This is a genomic window from Burkholderia sp. TSV86 (genome assembly GCF_001522865.1).
GTDB lineage: Bacteria > Pseudomonadota > Gammaproteobacteria > Burkholderiales > Burkholderiaceae > Burkholderia.
Map to the genome: position 1 here is coordinate 23,878 of NZ_LOWB01000116.1, position 17,205 is coordinate 41,082.

Genomic DNA, 17,205 nt, shown 5'->3' on the forward strand with positions numbered 1-17,205 from the left:
GGCTAATCTGCTGATCTCGCCGTTGACGTAATCGTATCTAAATACGTCGTAATTCTATCGCTTTCGTTGCGCCGCGCGACCTAAGCTCACGGCACGCACTCAGCCCAACGAAGGAGACATCCGATGCCGTTTGTTATCGACGACGATCTGCCGCGCGTGATCCGCACGGCGAAAACCGCATTGCGCGCCACGCTGCCCGGCCGGGCACGGGTGTTTCGCGAGCTGGAAGGCGAGATCGCGCGCCAAGTCGATGCGATTCGCGGCGATCGTGACCGCGGCGCCGACACGATTCCCGTGCTGCGCTACTCGGATATCGCGGCGCAGCGCGTCGATCCCGCGGCCGTCGCGGCGCTGCGCACGCGCGGCGCGTGCGTGATCCGGGGCGTGTTCGATGCGCGGCGCGCGAGCGACTGGAACGACGAAATCACGCGTTACGTCGAATCGAACCGGCTCGACGGCAAGCTGCCGCGCCGCGCGGATGACAAATATTTCGGCACGCTGGCGTCGAGCCGGCCGCAGATCTACGGGATTTACTGGTCGCGGCCGCAGGTCGATGCGCGCCAGTCGCCGGAGCTTACGCGCGTGCGCGTGTTCTTGAACCGCCTATGGCGTGTGCAAAGCGACGGGCGCACCCATTTCGATCCCGATCGCGTGCCTGCGTATGCGGACCGCATCCGCCGCCGGCCGCCGGGCTCGTCGTCGCTGGGCTTGTCGCCGCATGTCGACGGCGGTTCGGTCGAGCGCTGGCTCGGCCCGAATTTCCGCCGCGTGTATCGGCACGTGCTTGCCGGCCATTGGCGCGAGTACGATCCGTTCGACGGCGCGTTCCGGCCGGACGTCGAGGAGATTGCGTCGCCGGCGGTGTGTTCGATGTTCCGCACGTTCCAGGGCTGGACTGCGCTGACGCCGCAAGGGCCAGGCGACGGCACGCTGCAATTGATTCCGATCGCGAACGCGATGGCCTATGTGATGCTGCGCGCGTTACAGGACGACGTGCCGGACGACGATCTGTGCGGCGCCCGCCCTGGGCGCGCGCTGTCGATCCTGCCCGAATGGCATGCGTTGCTGCTCGACGCGCTCGTGCCGATTCCGCCGATGCAGCCGGGCGATGCGGTGTTTTGGCATGGCGACGTGGTGCACGCGGTCGAGGATACGCACCGCGGCACCGGTCACAGCAACGTGATGTATATCGCGGCCGCGCCCGCTTGCGCGAAAAACGATGCGTATCTACGGCGGCAATGGACGAGCTTCGTGCGGGGTGAAAGCCCGCCGGATTTTCCGGCCGATCATTTCGAGACGGATTTTGCCGGGCGGGCGTGGCCGGACGATCTGACCGCGCTGGGCCGCGAACAGATGGGCAGCCGCGTATAAACGTGAGCGTGGGCGCAGGTGGACGAGAACGCGAACGGCGTGCGCGGGCGGCGCGTGGAGCGTGGCTTGCGCCGCGTGCCCGTGCTCGTCAGAAGGATATGCTTTGACGCAGCGTATCCGTGCAGCCCCGGGCGTCGTCGAGGAAGCGGCCGAACGCGTCGCTCGTCAAATCGTCGTGATTCAGCCAGCGCGTTTTTTGCGCGAGGCGGTAGTGGTACGCGATGCCGCCGCTCGCGGCTTGCGGCGTCACGTCGAGGTCATACCACGGCGAGCGCGCGGCGCATGCGGCGAGCGGCCGCACGGGCTTCACGCCGTCAAGCCGCACACGGACGGTCATGATCGACGCGTCGTGCAAGAACACATCGCCGACCTTGCCGGTCTGCCGGTAGTCCGCATAGTGTTCCCACAATTGCCGCAGCTTGCCGCCGTCGTACACGTACTGGCCCGAGAGCTGCTCAAGCGCGCGGTTGTCGACGCCGTCGATTTCGACGCGGTAGCGCGCACCAGGCGCGTCGTCGCTGCGCATTCGCTTGATCTCGCACGCGCGTGGTTCGTTGAGCCATTTCTTGCATAGCGCCTGGTCGCCGGCGCTCGTGCCACGGTCGCGGTCGAGGTCCATCAGCTCCAGCCGATCCTCGCCGCCGAAATACGCGTGCCCCGTGACTTGCGCGCTGCCGCCGGGCTTCGGGCGGCTGTCCAGCGTCGCATCGATGCTCACGATCGGCGCTTCGGCGCCGATGTGTTCGTTGCGCACGCCGCCGCTCGCATCGACGACGAGCGCCCAGCGGTCCTGGAGCGCCGCCGGCGTGCGGCCGGGGAGGCGGACCGGCTGGGTCGGGTCGAGCCACCAGGTCTCGCCGTCGACGGCCGCGCGCACGATCGCGTGATTGGGCGCCTGCGCGCCGGGAATCAGCAGTGGCGGCGCGAACGAGCCCGCGTATACCCATGCGGGGCGCGCGGCGATGCCGCTCGCGTTCAGCATCGCCGCGAGCAGGACCGCGAGGTCCTTGCAGTCGCCGTAGCCGTTCGCCTCGATCTGCGCGAGTTCGAACGGCACATAGCCGCGCTCGCTCGCGCGCCAATCGCCGAGATAGCGGTAATGCGTATCGATGTGTTTCATCAGCTCGGCCACGCGCGCGGCGGCGGGCAACGGCCGGGCGTCACGAACCGCGGCCGCCGCGGCGCTGGGCAGCGGCGCGGCGAGAATTTCGTTGTAGCGCTTCGCATAGGCGCCGAAGTGATCCTGCGCGCTCAGGCTGCTCGCCAGCTCGATGCGCGGCACGCGGCGCAAAGTCGTGCTGTCCTCGTCGACGACGTTGACGTAGCGCGGCTGCTTTTGCTCGATGACGAGCCGCTTGCCGCCGTCCGACGACGCAACGCGAAACTCGTCGATCTGCTTGGCGCGCCAGAGGATCGGCCGCTCGGCCGTGTATTCGATGCGATACGCATCGTTGCGGATCGGCATCGGCCGCCACGATATGGCTTCGTGGAACTGCCGCGCGAGCGGCAGCGGCGCGGTGTGCTCGAGTGTCGTGAAAACCACGGTGCTGCCAACCCGCAAGCCGGGAAACGCGATCGACGTCTGCTTGTTGCGCATGAAGCCGGCGACGGGGTTCGGCGCGGTGCGCGTGTCGATTTGCGCGCCGGATACCGGCGTGCGCTGCCCGTCCGGGCCGATTACCGCGGCGTCCTTGAGCTCGAAGCGGTCCTGCTCGCGATAGTCGAAGTCGAGGCGGGACAGCAGGTCGCGACCGACCGGCCGCAAGATCGTCAAGCGCCGCACGGTCGTGCAATCGGTGCCGGTATCGGGCCGGATTCGGCAGGTTTGGTCCACGCGTTGCGAGACGGGGGCCTCGTCGGTCGGTTGCAACGCGGCGAACGAGACAGTGACGCATGCGCTTGCGCTGACGGTGGCCGCGGCGCGTGCGAGGACGGCGGTACAACGAATCTTCATCGGAACAACCCCGTGATGTGTGATGCAGGCGAATCGCGGTGCAATTGCCGCGATTCGATGGTGAATTATTTGATTGTTTTTCTATTGTATGGCGGAAGATGGATTGAATAGTCGATAAATATGAATATTTTGCGAGATATCCGACGATTGTCATGAGCGGCACACACGTTCGCCGTTGCGGCATCGGCTGCGGCGATGAGCGTGGCGGCAACGCGCGGCCCGTGTGCCGGGTAGTGCTGATACAGGTACTTGTGCTACCACTCAACTCGCTGTTTTTTATGGTTTTTTTCGATTTATGAGCGCAATGGCGAGCGCGTCGCGTGGCATAATCGGCTCTATCCTGACGGCTTGTACGTAGACATCATCCCCGCATATCGAAGACCCCATGACACAGACCCTCTACGACAAATTGTGGAATTCGCACGTCGTGCGCACCGAGGAGGACGGCACCGCGTTGCTCTATATCGATCGGCACCTGCTGCATGAAGTCACGAGTCCGCAGGCGTTCGAAGGGTTGAAGTTCGCCGAGCGCCCGGTATGGCGGATCAGCGCGAATCTCGCCGTGTCGGACCACAACGTGCCGACGACGGACCGCAGCCACGGCATCGCTGATCCGGTGTCGAAGCTGCAGGTCGACACGCTCGACGCGAATTGCGATGCGTTCGGCATCACGCAGTTCAAGATGAACGACGTGCGCCAGGGCATCGTCCACATCATCGGGCCGGAGCAGGGCGCGACGCTGCCGGGCATGACGATCGTTTGCGGCGATTCGCATACGTCGACGCACGGCGCATTCGGCGCGCTCGCGCATGGCATCGGCACGTCCGAAGTCGAGCACGTGCTTGCCACGCAGACGCTGTTGCAGAAAAAGAGCAAGAACATGCTGGTGAAAGTCGACGGTCAATTGCCGCGCGGCTGCACCGCGAAGGACATCGTGCTTGCGATCATCGGCAAGATCGGCACGGCGGGCGGTACCGGCTACGCGATCGAATTCGGCGGCTCGGCGATCCGCGCGCTGTCGATGGAGGGGCGCATGACGGTCTGCAACATGGCGATCGAGGCCGGCGCGCGCGCCGGCATGGTCGCCGTCGACGACACGACGATCGACTACCTGAAGGGCCGCCCGTTCGTGCCGACGGGCGCGCAATGGGATCAGGCGGTGGCGTACTGGAAGACGTTCAAGTCGGACGACGGCGCGCATTTCGACCGCGTCGTCGAGCTGAACGCGGCCGAGATCGTTCCGCAGGTCACGTGGGGCACGTCGCCGGAGATGGTCACGTCGATCGACGGCCGCGTGCCCGATCCCGAGCGTGAGAAGGATCCGGTCAAGCGCGATGCGATGGCGCGCGCGCTCACGTACATGGCGCTCGAACCGAACACGCCAATCGAATCGATCAAGATCGACAAGGTCTTCATCGGCTCGTGCACGAACGCGCGGATCGAGGATATCCGCGCGGCCGCGTATGTCGTGAAGCAGCTCAATCGCCGTGTCGCGCCGAACGTGCGGCTCGCGATGGTCGTGCCGGGCTCGGGGCTCGTGAAGGCGCAGGCCGAGCGCGAGGGGCTCGACAAGATATTGACCGGCGCCGGTTTCGAATGGCGCGAGCCGGGCTGCTCGATGTGCCTCGCGATGAATGCCGACCGGCTCGAGCCGGGCGAGCGCTGCGCGTCGACGTCGAACCGCAATTTCGAAGGACGCCAGGGGCAGGGCGGCCGCACGCATCTCGTCAGCCCGGCGATGGCCGCGGCGGCGGCGATCGAAGGCCATTTCGTCGACATTCGCAAGCTGGGGTGAGCCGATGAACGCACATAAGCTGAAACGGATCGTCGCGTGGCTCGCGCTCGCGGGCTTCGCGTGGGCGGCCGCCGGCTGCAACACCGTCGCGGGCATGGGGCAGGACATCGATGCCGCCGGCCATGCGATCAAGAAGGCCGCGCAGTGACGGCATGCGGGCGCGCGGTTAGGCCGCGGCCCGCGATTCGATTTCGCCGGAACGCCGTGTTGGCGGCGGCCGGCCTCCAATCTGGTTGACCGATCATGGAAAAATTCACAGTGCATACCGGCGTCGTCGCGCCGCTCGATCGCGAGAACGTCGACACTGACGCGATCATTCCGAAGCAGTTCCTGAAGTCGATCAAGCGCACGGGCTTCGGCCCGAACGCGTTCGACGAATGGCGCTATCTCGATCACGGCGAGCCGGGCCAGGACAACTCGAAGCGTCCGCTGAACCCGGATTTCGTGCTGAACCAGGCGCGCTATCAGGGCGCGTCGATCCTGCTTGCGCGCAAGAATTTCGGTTGCGGCAGCTCGCGCGAACATGCGCCATGGGCGCTGCAGCAGTACGGTTTTCGCGCGATCGTCGCACCGAGCTTCGCCGACATTTTTTTCAACAATTGCTACAAGAACGGCCTGTTGCCGATCGTGCTGACCGAGCAGCAGGTCGATCATCTGTTCAATGAAACGTATGCGTTCAACGGCTATCAGTTGAGTGTCGATCTCGACGCGCAGGTCGTGCGCGCGCCGGATGGCCGCGAATATCCGTTCGAGATCACCGCGTTTCGCAAGTACTGCCTGCTGAACGGTTTCGACGATATCGGCCTCACGCTGCGTCATGCGAACGAGATTCGCCAGTTCGAGGCGCAGCGGCTCGCGAAGCAGCCGTGGCTCGACAACAAGCTGATCGGCTGATCAACTGAGCCGTTTCCATCGCGAAGGCGCGCACCGCGCGCCTTTTGCTCGAATCTCCACGGTCATCATCCGTTTTTATCAGGAATTCCGCATGAAGATTGCAGTGTTGCCCGGCGACGGTATTGGTCCGGAAATCGTCAACGAAGCCGTGAAGGTGCTGAACGCGCTCGACGAGAAATTCGAACTGGAAACCGCGCCCGTCGGCGGCGCGGGTTACGAGGCGAGCGGCCATCCGCTGCCGGATGCGACCCTCAAGCTCGCGAAGGAAGCGGACGCGATCCTGTTCGGCGCGGTCGGCGATTGGAAATACGATTCGCTCGAGCGCGCGCTGCGCCCCGAGCAGGCGATTCTCGGCCTGCGCAAGCATCTGGAGCTGTTCGCGAACTTTCGTCCGGCGATCTGCTATGCGCAGCTCGTCGACGCTTCGCCGCTCAAGGCCGAACTGATCGCGGGCCTCGATATCCTGATCGTGCGCGAGCTGAACGGCGACATCTATTTCGGTCAGCCGCGCGGCATCCGCCAGGCGCCGGACGGTCCGTTCGCGGGCGCGCGCGAAGGCTTCGACACAATGCGTTATTCGGAGCCCGAAGTGCGGCGCATCGCGCACGTCGCGTTTCAGGCCGCGCAAAAGCGGCAGAAGAAACTGCTGTCGGTCGACAAAGCGAACGTGCTGGAAACGTCGCAGTTCTGGCGCGACATCATGATCGACGTGTCGAAGGAATACGCGGACGTCGAACTGTCGCACATGTACGTCGACAACGCGGCGATGCAGCTTGCGAAGGCGCCGAAGCAATTCGACGTGATCGTGACCGGCAACATGTTCGGCGATATTTTGTCCGACGAGGCGTCGATGCTGACGGGCTCGATCGGCATGCTGCCGTCCGCGTCGCTCGACAAGAACAACAAGGGGCTGTACGAGCCGTCGCACGGCTCCGCGCCGGACATCGCGGGCAAGGGCGTCGCGAATCCGCTCGCGACGATCTTGTCGGCCGCGATGATGCTGCGCTACTCGCTGAATCGCGCCGAGCAGGCGGACCGGGTGGAGCGCGCGGTCGGGAAGGTGTTCGAGCAGGGCTGCCGTACCGCCGATATCGCGACGCCGGGCGCCAGCACGATTGGCACCGCGCAGATGGGCGACGCGGTTGTGGCCGCGCTCTGACGCGACGCGATTCGAATCGCGGGCTCGAATATTTCGGCAAGAGGGCATGAACGCGTGCCACAGGCGGCGCGTTCATGCCCCATGTGCGGTGCGGCATTAGCCGTTGTGTGGCCCGCCAGGTTTGTGTAGACTCGAACAATGGCGCTAATTTCCCCGATCTCCCCGGTCCTGACACTCCACGGCAAACAAGCCCGTGCGGGTGCGCGCGCCATTGCCGTTGTCGCCGGCAAAATCATCATCACGAAAACGATCACGAAAACCTGATCGTCGTCCGTCGTGCCCGCCTGTTTCCCCGCGCGGTCGCGCCGGGGGCGGAAAAGGCGGGGAAGCTCCAGCAAAGGGTGAGTCATGAACGTAGGTCTCGTAGGTTGGCGCGGCATGGTTGGCAGCGTGCTGATGCAGCGCATGCAGGAAGAAGGCGATTTCGATCTGATCGAGCCGGTGTTTTTCAGCACCAGCAACGCGGGCGGCCAAGCGCCGTCGCTCGCGAAAAACGAGACCACGCTCAAGGATGCGGCGAGCATCGACGACCTGAAAAAGTGTGACGTCGTCATCACGTGTCAGGGCGGCGACTACACGAACGACGTGTTCCCGAAGCTGCGCGCGGCCGGCTGGAACGGCTACTGGATCGACGCGGCGTCGGCGCTGCGGATGAACGACGATGCGGTCATCATTCTCGATCCGGTGAACAAGAACGTGATCAAGGATGCGCTCGTCAAGGGCACGAAGAATTTCATTGGTGGCAATTGCACGGTCAGCCTGATGCTGATGGCGTTGGGCGGCCTGTTCCGCGAGAACCTCGTCGACTGGATCACGGCGATGACGTACCAGGCCGCATCGGGCGCGGGCGCGCAGAACATGCGCGAGCTGCTCGCGCAGATGGGCACGTTGCACGGCGCGGTGACGGCGCAGCTCGGCGATTCGGCGTCGGCGATCCTCGACATCGACCGCCGCGTGCTGGCCGCGATGACGAGCGACGCAATGCCGACGAGCCAGTTCGGCGTGCCGCTCGCCGGCTCGCTGATTCCGTGGATCGACAAGGATCTCGGCAACGGAATGTCGAAGGAAGAGTGGAAGGGCGGCGCGGAAACCAACAAGATTCTCGGCAAGCCGGCGATGGGCGAGGCGGGGTCGATTCCTGTCGATGGACTGTGTGTGCGGATCGGTGCGATGCGCTGCCACTCGCAGGCGCTCACGATCAAGCTGAAGAAGGACGTGCCGCTCGACGAGATCAACGGCATCCTTGCGTCGGCGAACGATTGGGTGAAGGTCGTGCCGAACGAGCGCGAAGCGTCGATACGCGATCTGTCGCCGTCAGTCGTCACGGGCACGCTGTCGGTGCCGGTCGGCCGGCTGCGCAAGCTGGCGATGGGCGGCGAATATCTGTCGGCATTCACGGTCGGCGATCAGTTGCTTTGGGGCGCAGCGGAGCCGCTGCGCCGGATGCTGCGCATTCTGCTCGACAAGTAAAGTAGACTACGCGGTTACGACGCGTATACAACCCGAAAGCGTCGCGTTTCACGCGACGCTTTTTTATTTGCGGTTCGATTTTGTCTTATTCCAAACGCGAAACCAGGCCGCGCGCTGCCGCGGCGAGTAAGCCGATGACGCTTCAATTCCTACAGACTCCGGCGGCAATGGGCGGCGAATCTCTGTCCGTGCGGCACGCCGTTGCGATTGCCGTGCTCGCGCTGGCCAGCGTAAGCGGCGCGCATGCGCAGACCGACGCGGCGGCGAGCGCGGCCGCCCCGGCCACTGCGGCCGAGCAAGCCGCACCGCTCGCAATCACCGTGCATCCTGGGCAGTCGCTCAACGATATCGCGATTGCCGTCACGCAATCGCGTGATCCGGCGGTGTTGGCCCGTGCGGGCCGCGCGCTGTTCGATGCGAATCCGCAAGCCTTCATGAAGCGCGATCCGAGCCGGCTCAAAATCGGCGCGCAGCTCACGGTGCCGGCACTCGATGCAACAGGTGCGGCGCTCGATGCGCATGCGGCGTCCGGCGGCGCAGCGGCGAGCGGCGGTGCGCAGAGCGCGGTGGGGGCGGCTGCGTCGGCCGGTAGCGCGGGAGCTTCCTCGGCGGGAGGGCCGGCGGGCGTGTCGCATGCCGTTGTGACGGGCGCTGCCGCGGCTCATGGCGCTTATGCGGCTTCTTCGGTTTCTTCCGCACTCCCGGCAGTGGGCGCGAGCGGGGTGTCGGCGGCTGAAGCCGTGCCGCCGCACGCGCAGCCGGCCACGCCGGCCGTTGCCGCAGTTTCGTCTTCGCCCGACGCGAGCGGCCCGCATGTGTGGAACGGTTCGATTCAACCAACGCCCGCGCCGAACGGCACTTCGGCGGCCGGCGCGGACGGGGTGGTTGCGGCAAATCCGCCGCTCGCCGGTTCGGCTGCCGTGGGCGCGTCGCAGACGCGTCCATCGAGTTTGCAGCAACTGCTCGCGTTGAAGAATCGCGTGCTGATGGAACTGCAAAAGCACGGGATCGGCAAGCCGGGGGATGTGGAGCCGGCGGCGATGGCCGATGCCGACGGCGCTCGCAAGCCGGCGCGGGACACGGTTGGTCCGGCGGCAGCGTCCGCGGTCGCGAGTTCCGGTGCGGCGACGGCGACGCTGGCGTCGGCGTCGAGCGATGCATCCGCGCCGCCGACCGTTGCGCCCGCGCCCGCGGCGCCGCCGCGGGCGGCCGTGGTGCATCGACTGCCGTTCGATATTGGCGTTGCCGCGGCTGCCGGCGCTGCCGCGCTTGCGCTAATTGTCGGTCTTGCGCTGCGCCGGCGTGGCAAGCGTTTGTCGGCCGATGAGGCTGCCGGGCCGAGCGTCTTGAAGCCCGCTTCCGCGCTGGCCCCGGAATCTGCTGCCGTGCCGGATGCTGCCGGCAGCGCACGCGGAGCGGAAAAAGCCGGTAACGATTCGGTCGCGGCCCGCCGGGAGTGGGCCGTCGGGACGTCCGCCGCGCATGCGGCGTCCGAGCCGGAGGCCACAGCGGCGCGCGAATCGCACGATGCGCCGCCGCTCGCTGCGGCGCGCCTAGTTACGCCGGAGCCGAACGAGCAAGGCGGCGGGGCGCTCGCGCCCGACGCCCACAACGAACATTCCGGCGCGTCCCCGGACGCGGCGCAGCAGCCGGCGCATGCATGGCGACCAGTGTTTCCGCGTGATGCGATCGCAGCGCTCGATAGCCTTGATATGCCGTTGCCGCCGCGCATGTCTGCTGCGGCCGATGCGAATCATGTGTCGCAATCGAAACCCGTCGATCCGAGTCTTTCTCTGATTCATCAAAATGCAACTAACGGTCAACCCGCCGCACCTCAGCCAACTGGCACGGCCGGCCCGCATGAGTCACAGCCGCAACGAGCAGCAGGGCGGCAAGAGGCGGGGCAACCGGGGGGGGCGCAAAGGGGCGAATCGCATCGGCGCGGCCCGTCGCTGGCGTCCGATGGAGAATCTGGCGCGCAGCCGTCGCCGACGGCGCTGCGGCAGGCAGTGCCTGATGCGAACCTGCCGTCGCGGCCCGTCGAAATGCCCAACGGCGGCGAGCGGCGCGAATCCGACGCCGGATCGGCGGTCGGGCAGGCGCAGGCGGCACCTTCGGCCCCGGCTGCGCCGGTTGATACCGGTGCGCTCCCGCATCGGCTCACACCGCAATCCGGCGTGATGTCGGCCAGCACGATGGCGTCGGCTTTGCCGATTGAGCCGTCCGAACCGAGCCCCGAACCGGCCCCCGCACCGAAGCCTGAACCGCCCGCGCCGTCACCGGCTCCCGCGTCGCTCGGCGTCGCGCAGTTCGGCCCGCTGAACCTCGATTTCGACCTCGAACTGCCGGCTGGCCCAAGCGCGTCGTTGCCGGCGTTCACGCCGGAGGCGCTCGCGAAAATCGCGCGCAACAAACTCGAACTTGCGGCCGAATATGTCGAGTTGGGCGATCTGGCGGGCGCGCGCACGTTGCTGCAGGAAGTGATCGAAGCGAATCACGCCGGCACGCGCGACGAAGCGCGGGCGATGCTCGCGAAGCTGGACGAACTGTCGCGATGAGGATCGCGCTCGGTATCCAGTACGACGGCGCAGCGTTTTGCGGCTGGCAATCGCAGCCGCACGGCAAGACGGTGCAGGACACGCTCGAACGCGCGCTTGCCGAATTCGCGCAGACGGCGCTCGCCACGACGGTCGCGGGCCGCACCGATACGGGCGTGCACGGGCTCGGCCAAGTCGTCCATTTCGATACGGACCTCGATCGCGCGGATTTTTCGTGGGTGCGCGGCACGAATGCGTTTCTGCCTTCGACGGTCGCCGTGCAATGGGCCAAGCCGATGCCGGATACGTTCCACGCGCGTTTTGCCGCATTCGAGCGCACCTATTACTACGCGTTGTACGTTCACCCGGTGCGCTCGCCGATGCTCGCCGCGCGTGCGGGCTGGGTGCATGCGCCGCTCAATGTCGACGCCATGCGCGAAGCGGCGGCTTGCCTCGTCGGCGAGCACGATTTTTCGGCTTTCCGCTCGTCCGAATGCCAGGCGAAGTCGCCCGTCAAACATCTGTATCAGATCGGCATCCGGCCCGACGGCGATTTCATCCATTTCCGCTTTCGCGCGAACGCATTCCTGCATCATATGGTGCGCAACCTGATGGGCTGCCTCGTCGCGGTGGGGCGCGGCCGCTATCCGCCGTCGTGGCTGGCCGAGGTGCTCGAAAGCCGTGACCGTAATTGCGCTGCGCCGACTTTCATGCCCGATGGGCTGTACCTGGCGCAGGTCGGCTATCCTGCGGAATTCGCCGTGCCCCCCGCGCAACTCGGCAGCGTGCCGTGGAGCGGCGTGTGGGCTGATCTTGACGGACGACCATGATGAGCGACTCGGATACGAAACATGGCACACGCGCTGCGATGCACGACGCGATTGACCGCGCCGGCCCGGCACGCAGCGCGGCGGACAGCGTTGCGCAAGACGCGCGGCGACGCGCGCCGAACGGGGCGCTAAACGGCGTACTAAACGGCGCGCTAAGCGACGAAGCGCCAAACGAAGCGCCGCAGGGCGGGCCGACGCCGGATTCGACGCCGTCCGTCCGTCATTGCCCGCCCGCGCGTGCCGGCACCGGAGCGGCAGCCGCGGCCAAAGCCGAGTCCGACGCCGGCCTGACGGGTGCCGCCGGACTGTCGCGCCGCACGCGCATCAAGCTCTGCGGGCTGTCGCAGCCGGGCGACGTCGAATGGGCAGTCGAACTCGGCGCCGATGCGATCGGCTTGGTGTTCTATGAGAAGAGCCCGCGCGCGGTGACACTCGAGCAGGCGGCCGAATTGGCGAAGCGGGTGCCGCCGTTCGTGTCCGTCGTCGGATTGTTCGTCAATTCGAGCGCCGACGAGGTGGCGCGTATCGCGCAAGCCGTGCCGCTGTCGCTGCTGCAATTCCACGGCGACGAAACGCCGGCGCAATGCGCGGCGTTGGCCGCCGCAGCGCGGCTGCCGTGGCTGCGCGCGCTGCGCGTCGGCGCGTCGGCGCGTCCGGCCGATTTGGTAGAATCGGCACTTCACTATTCGGCAGCCCGCGGCCTGTTGTTCGACACGCTCGTCGAACACTATGGCGGCAGCGGCAAAGTCTTCGATTGGTCACTTATTCCAGCAGAGCTCGCGCGTCGGGCCGTTTTGAGTGGTGGGTTGAACGCGCAAAACGTCGGTGACGCGATTCATCAGGTGCGTCCGTTTGCGGTCGATGTCTCGAGCGGCATCGAAACGCCGGGCGCGAAGGGCGTGAAGGATCGCGCCCGGATGGCGGCGTTCGTGCGCGCGGTGCGCGAAGCGGACGCCAAGTGATCCCAGCTCGCGCGGCACGCCGGAAGCCGGAATCCGGCCGGTTGCCGCGCGCTGAACGAGAATGACGTCATGTACAACCTTCCTGATGACCGAGGCCATTTCGGCCCTTATGGCGGCGTGTTCGTCGCCGAAACGCTGATTCACGCGCTCGACGAGCTGCGCGCTGCCTACGAGAAGTTCAAGGGCGACCCCGAGTTCGTCGCCGAATATAACCGTGAGCTGAAGCATTTCGTCGGCCGGCCGTCGCCGGTCTATCACGCGCAGCGCTGGAGCGAGCAGCTCGGCGGCGCGCAGATCTACCTGAAACGCGAGGATCTGAACCACACCGGCGCGCACAAGGTGAACAACGTGATCGGCCAGGCGCTGCTCGCGAAACGCATGGGCAAGCCGCGCGTGATCGCGGAGACAGGCGCGGGCCAGCACGGCGTTGCGACCGCGACGATCTGCGCGCGCTTCGGGATGGAGTGCGTCGTCTATATGGGCGCCGAGGACGTGCGCCGGCAGGCGGCAAACGTATACCGGATGAAGCTGCTCGGCGCGACCGTCGTGCCGGTCGAATCCGGCTCGCGCACGTTGAAGGACGCGCTGAACGAAGCGATGCGCGACTGGGTCACGAACATCGAGAACACGTTCTACATCATCGGCACGGTCGCGGGCCCGCATCCGTATCCGATGATGGTGCGCGACTTCCAGCGCGTGATCGGCGACGAGTGCCGCGTGCAGATGCCCGAGCTGGTCGGCCGCCAGCCGGACGCGGTGATCGCGTGCATCGGCGGCGGTTCGAATGCGATGGGAATTTTCTATCCGTATATCGAGGACGAATCGGTCCGGCTGATCGGCGTCGAGGCTGCCGGCGACGGGATCGATACCGGCCGCCATTCGGCGTCGCTGCTCGCGGGCTCGCCGGGCGTGCTGCATGGCAACCGCACGTATCTGCTGCAGGACGAGAACGGCCAGATCATCGAGACGCACTCGGTGTCGGCGGGCCTCGATTATCCGGGCGTCGGCCCCGAGCACGCGTGGCTGAAGGACAGCGGCCGCGCGCAGTACGTGAGCATCACCGACGACGAGGCGCTCAAGGCGTTCCACGACTGCTGCCATATCGAAGGAATCATCCCGGCGCTCGAATCGAGCCACGCACTCGCGTATGCGACCAAGCTCGCGCCGACGCTGCCGAAGGACAAGATTCTGCTGGTGAACTTGTCCGGGCGTGGCGACAAGGACATGCACACGGTCGCCGAGCGATCGGGCATCGCGCTTTGAGCTGAATCCGAACGATGCGTGATCTGATCGAAGACCCGGCTGGCGGCGCGGTGAGCGAAGCGCAGGCGACGCTTGCCGCCATGTCCGAGCGCGTGCTGCCCGCCGGCATCGAACTTTACAACTGCGATTTCCTAACCGATGCCGCGCGGCTGCCGGACGCGTCGATCGACCTGATTGTTGCCGATCCGCCATACGGGCTCGGCAAGGACTACGGCAACGACTCCGACAAGCGCTCGGCCGACGCGCATCTTGCGTGGACCCGCGAGTGGCTGGGGCTGGCGATTCCGAAGCTCAAGCCGAGCGGGTCGCTGTACGTGTTCTGCACATGGCAGTACGCGCCGGAGATCTTCAGCTTCCTGAAGACGAAGCTCACGATGGTCAACGAGATCATTTGGGACCGGCGCGTGCCGAGCATGGGCGGCACGACGCGCCGCTTCACGTCGGTGCACGACAACATAGGTTTTTTCGCGGTATCGAAAAGCTATTATTTCGATCTCGATCCGGTCCGCATCCCATACGACGCCGAAACGAAGAAGGCGCGCTCGCGCAAGCTGTTTGAAGGTAGCAAGTGGCTCGAGCTGGGCTACAACCCGAAGGACGTCTGGTCGGTTTCGCGCCTGCACCGGCAGCATGCCGAGCGTGTCGATCATCCGACCCAAAAGCCGCTGGAAATCATCGAGCGAATGGTGCTCGCGAGCTGCCCGCCGGGCGGCCGCGTGCTCGATCCGTTCATGGGCAGCGGCACGACCGCGGTGGCCTGCGCACGGCAGCGGCGCGACTTCATCGGCTATGAGATCAACGAAAGCTATTGCGAGATCGCGCGCGCGCGCGTCGCGTCGCTTGTCGCGCCGGTAGGCGCATGAGCGGCGATGCGCCGTGCGAAACGCGCGCACGATCGCTTTGCATGTGAGCGCGGCGCGCTGGCGCGCTCGCTCCGAATCGACACAGGAACTTTTCATGTCCCGTATTCAGAACACCTTCGCCGCACTCGCCGCCCAAGGCCGCAAAGGGCTGATTCCGTTCATCACCGCGGGCGATCCCGATCCAGCGCTGACGGTCGAGCTGATGCACGCGCTGGCCGACGGCGGCGCCGACTTGATCGAGCTTGGCGTGCCGTTTTCCGATCCGATGGCCGACGGCCCCGTGATCCAGCGTTCGTCCGAGCGTGCGCTCGCGAAGGGCGTGACGCTGCGCAGCGTGCTTGCCGACGTGAAGCGCTTTCGCGAGCGCGATGCGAACACGCCCGTCGTGCTGATGGGCTATGCGAATCCGATCGAGCGGATGGGCTCGGCGGCATTCGCCGCCGCCGCGCGCGACGCAGGCGTCGATGGCGTGCTGGTCGTCGACTATCCGCCTGAGGAATCGGCCGATTTCGCCGCGTCGATGCGCGCGGCGGGCATCGATCCGATCTTCCTGCTCGCGCCTACATCGACCGACGAGCGGATCGCCGCGCTCGGCAAGGTGGCAAGCGGCTATGTCTATTACGTATCGCTCAAAGGGGTGACGGGCGCCGCAAATCTGGATGTTTCCAGCATTGCGGGTAAAATCCCGGCCATCAAGTCGCGCGTGCCGCTGCCGGTTGGGGTCGGTTTCGGAATTCGCGATGCCGAAACCGCGCGGGCGGTGGCGGGCGTCGCGGATGCCGTCGTGATCGGCAGCCGCCTCGTCCAGTTGCTCGAGCAGGCCGAGCCGGCGCGCGCCGCCGGCGAGCTGAAGGCGTTCATCGCCAGCGTGCGTGCGGCGCTCGACCGTGCGGACACGCCGGCCGCGTAGTCGCGGCGAACGGCGCGGCGTGTGCGCGGCGCCAACCGATAGCAAAAGAATCGCGGGCCCGGACGCCGTTCGTCCGGCCCGTCACCGAACAGGAAACCATACGATGAGCTGGCTCGACAAACTGTTGCCGCCGAAGATCAAGCAGACCGATCCGAAAAGCCGCAAGGGGATTCCCGAGGGCTTGTGGGTCAAATGCCCGTCGTGCGAGGCGGTGCTGTACCGCAACGATGTCGACGCGAATCAGCACGTGTGCCCGAAGTGCGATCATCACATGCGCATCGGCGCGCGCGAGCGTCTCGATTCGTTGCTCGATCCGGAAGGCCGCTACGAGATCGGCCAGGAAATCCTCCCAGTCGACACGCTGAAGTTCAAGGACAGCCGCAAGTATCCGGATCGTCTGAAGGAAGCGATGGACGACACGGGCGAGACCGACGCGCTCGTCGTGATGGGCGGCGCGATTCATACGCTGCCCGTCGTGGCTGCGTGTTTCGAGTTTTCGTTCATGGGCGGCTCGATGGGCTCGGTCGTCGGCGAGCGTTTCGTGCGCGGCGTGCAGAACGCGCTCGAGCAGCAGGTGCCGTTCATCTGCTTTGCCGCTTCGGGCGGCGCGCGGATGCAGGAAAGCCTGCTGTCGCTGATGCAGATGGCCAAGACCACCGCGATGCTGACCAAGCTCGCCGACGCGAAACTGCCTTTCATCTCGGTGCTGACCGATCCGACGATGGGGGGAGTGTCCGCCAGCTTCGCATTTCTGGGCGATGTCGTGATCGCCGAGCCGAAGGCGCTGATTGGTTTCGCCGGCCCGCGCGTGATCGAGCAGACGGTTCGCGAGAAGCTGCCGGAAGGCTTCCAGCGCGCCGAATTCCTGCTGAAATCGGGCGCGATCGACATGATCGTCGATCGCCGCAAGATGCGCGACGAGATCGCGCAGTTGCTCGCGCTGCTGCAGCGTCAGCCAGCCGACGCGCTTGCGTGACGCAAATGCCGTCGCGCATGACGCGACGGCGCTCGCGCGCCGCCCGGTTCGCGCCGGGCGGCGCGTTTGCTTTTGGCGCGTGCGCGCCGGACCGGTTCCCGGCGGCGGCGCGGTTTGGCTGCCGCTGCGCCGACACGGGCGCAGTGCGCGTTCTTCTCAACGTGGTCGCGCTCGAGCTTGTTGCCGCCGCCCGCGATGCCACTCTGATTCCCGGCTGAAAC

Annotated in this window: 15 protein-coding genes; 14 read left to right on the forward strand and 1 reads right to left on the reverse strand. The window is 66.1% G+C overall.

The window, feature by feature from the left end:
* Positions 1 to 123: 123 nt before the first annotated feature.
* On the forward strand, positions 124 to 1,371 hold the full coding sequence (locus tag WS68_RS21690) for a DUF1479 domain-containing protein (protein ID WP_059572711.1): 1,248 nt from the start codon (positions 124 to 126) through the stop codon (positions 1,369 to 1,371).
* An 88-nt stretch (positions 1,372 to 1,459) separates the two neighbouring features.
* On the opposite strand, the gene WS68_RS21695 is transcribed toward WS68_RS21690, so the two are convergent.
* Complete coding sequence (locus WS68_RS21695; protein ID WP_059572712.1) at positions 1,460 to 3,325, reverse strand: DUF3857 domain-containing transglutaminase family protein; 1,866 nt, start codon at positions 3,323 to 3,325, stop codon at positions 1,460 to 1,462.
* 385 nt (positions 3,326 to 3,710) lie between these two features.
* Between WS68_RS21695 and leuC the strand changes: the two genes are divergently transcribed.
* The 13 genes from leuC (at position 3,711) to WS68_RS21765 (ending at position 17,202) form a co-directional block, all read left to right on the forward strand.
* On the forward strand, positions 3,711 to 5,120 hold the full coding sequence (gene leuC / locus WS68_RS21700; protein WP_059572713.1) for a 3-isopropylmalate dehydratase large subunit: 1,410 nt from the start codon (positions 3,711 to 3,713) through the stop codon (positions 5,118 to 5,120).
* Positions 5,121 to 5,124: 4 nt separating this feature from the next.
* Positions 5,125 to 5,268, forward strand: a complete 144-nt coding sequence (locus WS68_RS21705; protein ID WP_059572714.1) for an entericidin A/B family lipoprotein — start codon at positions 5,125 to 5,127, stop codon at positions 5,266 to 5,268.
* Positions 5,269 to 5,363: 95 nt separating this feature from the next.
* Positions 5,364 to 6,014, forward strand: coding sequence for a 3-isopropylmalate dehydratase small subunit (gene leuD, locus WS68_RS21710; RefSeq protein WP_059572715.1), 651 nt, complete (start codon positions 5,364 to 5,366; stop codon positions 6,012 to 6,014).
* Between the two features lie 91 nt (positions 6,015 to 6,105).
* A complete protein-coding gene (gene leuB, locus WS68_RS21715) occupies positions 6,106 to 7,173 on the forward strand; it encodes a 3-isopropylmalate dehydrogenase (RefSeq protein ID WP_059572716.1) in 1,068 nt (355 codons plus the stop codon).
* Positions 7,174 to 7,521: 348 nt separating this feature from the next.
* On the forward strand, positions 7,522 to 8,643 hold the full coding sequence (asd, locus tag WS68_RS21725; protein ID WP_059572718.1) for an aspartate-semialdehyde dehydrogenase: 1,122 nt from the start codon (positions 7,522 to 7,524) through the stop codon (positions 8,641 to 8,643).
* 134 nt (positions 8,644 to 8,777) lie between these two features.
* Positions 8,778 to 11,201: a FimV/HubP family polar landmark protein gene (locus tag WS68_RS21730; protein ID WP_059573069.1), complete on the forward strand. Its 2,424-nt coding sequence runs from the start codon at positions 8,778 to 8,780 to the stop codon at positions 11,199 to 11,201.
* The gene (gene truA, locus WS68_RS21735; RefSeq protein ID WP_059572719.1) at positions 11,198 to 12,010 is read left to right on the forward strand and encodes a tRNA pseudouridine(38-40) synthase TruA; all 813 of its coding nucleotides are present in this window, start codon (positions 11,198 to 11,200) and stop codon (positions 12,008 to 12,010) included. The genes WS68_RS21730 and truA overlap by 4 nt, the downstream gene beginning before the upstream one ends.
* Positions 12,011 to 12,297: 287 nt before the next feature.
* Positions 12,298 to 12,972, forward strand: coding sequence for a phosphoribosylanthranilate isomerase (locus tag WS68_RS21740; protein ID WP_059573070.1), 675 nt, complete (start codon positions 12,298 to 12,300; stop codon positions 12,970 to 12,972).
* Between the two features lie 69 nt (positions 12,973 to 13,041).
* Positions 13,042 to 14,235, forward strand: a complete 1,194-nt coding sequence (trpB, locus tag WS68_RS21745) for a tryptophan synthase subunit beta (RefSeq protein ID WP_059572720.1) — start codon at positions 13,042 to 13,044, stop codon at positions 14,233 to 14,235.
* A 14-nt stretch (positions 14,236 to 14,249) separates the two neighbouring features.
* Positions 14,250 to 15,098 (forward strand): DNA-methyltransferase, encoded by an 849-nt coding sequence (locus WS68_RS21750; RefSeq protein WP_059572721.1) that lies wholly within the window; start codon positions 14,250 to 14,252, stop codon positions 15,096 to 15,098.
* 94 nt (positions 15,099 to 15,192) lie between these two features.
* Positions 15,193 to 16,008, forward strand: a complete 816-nt coding sequence (trpA, locus tag WS68_RS21755) for a tryptophan synthase subunit alpha (protein WP_059573072.1) — start codon at positions 15,193 to 15,195, stop codon at positions 16,006 to 16,008.
* A 103-nt stretch (positions 16,009 to 16,111) separates the two neighbouring features.
* Entirely contained in the window at positions 16,112 to 16,984 is an 873-nt protein-coding gene (accD, locus tag WS68_RS21760) for an acetyl-CoA carboxylase, carboxyltransferase subunit beta (protein ID WP_059572722.1), read from the forward strand.
* A gap of 5 nt (positions 16,985 to 16,989) precedes the next feature.
* The gene (locus WS68_RS21765) at positions 16,990 to 17,202 is read left to right on the forward strand and encodes a hypothetical protein (RefSeq protein ID WP_156429607.1); all 213 of its coding nucleotides are present in this window, start codon (positions 16,990 to 16,992) and stop codon (positions 17,200 to 17,202) included.
* Positions 17,203 to 17,205: the final 3 nt, after the last annotated feature.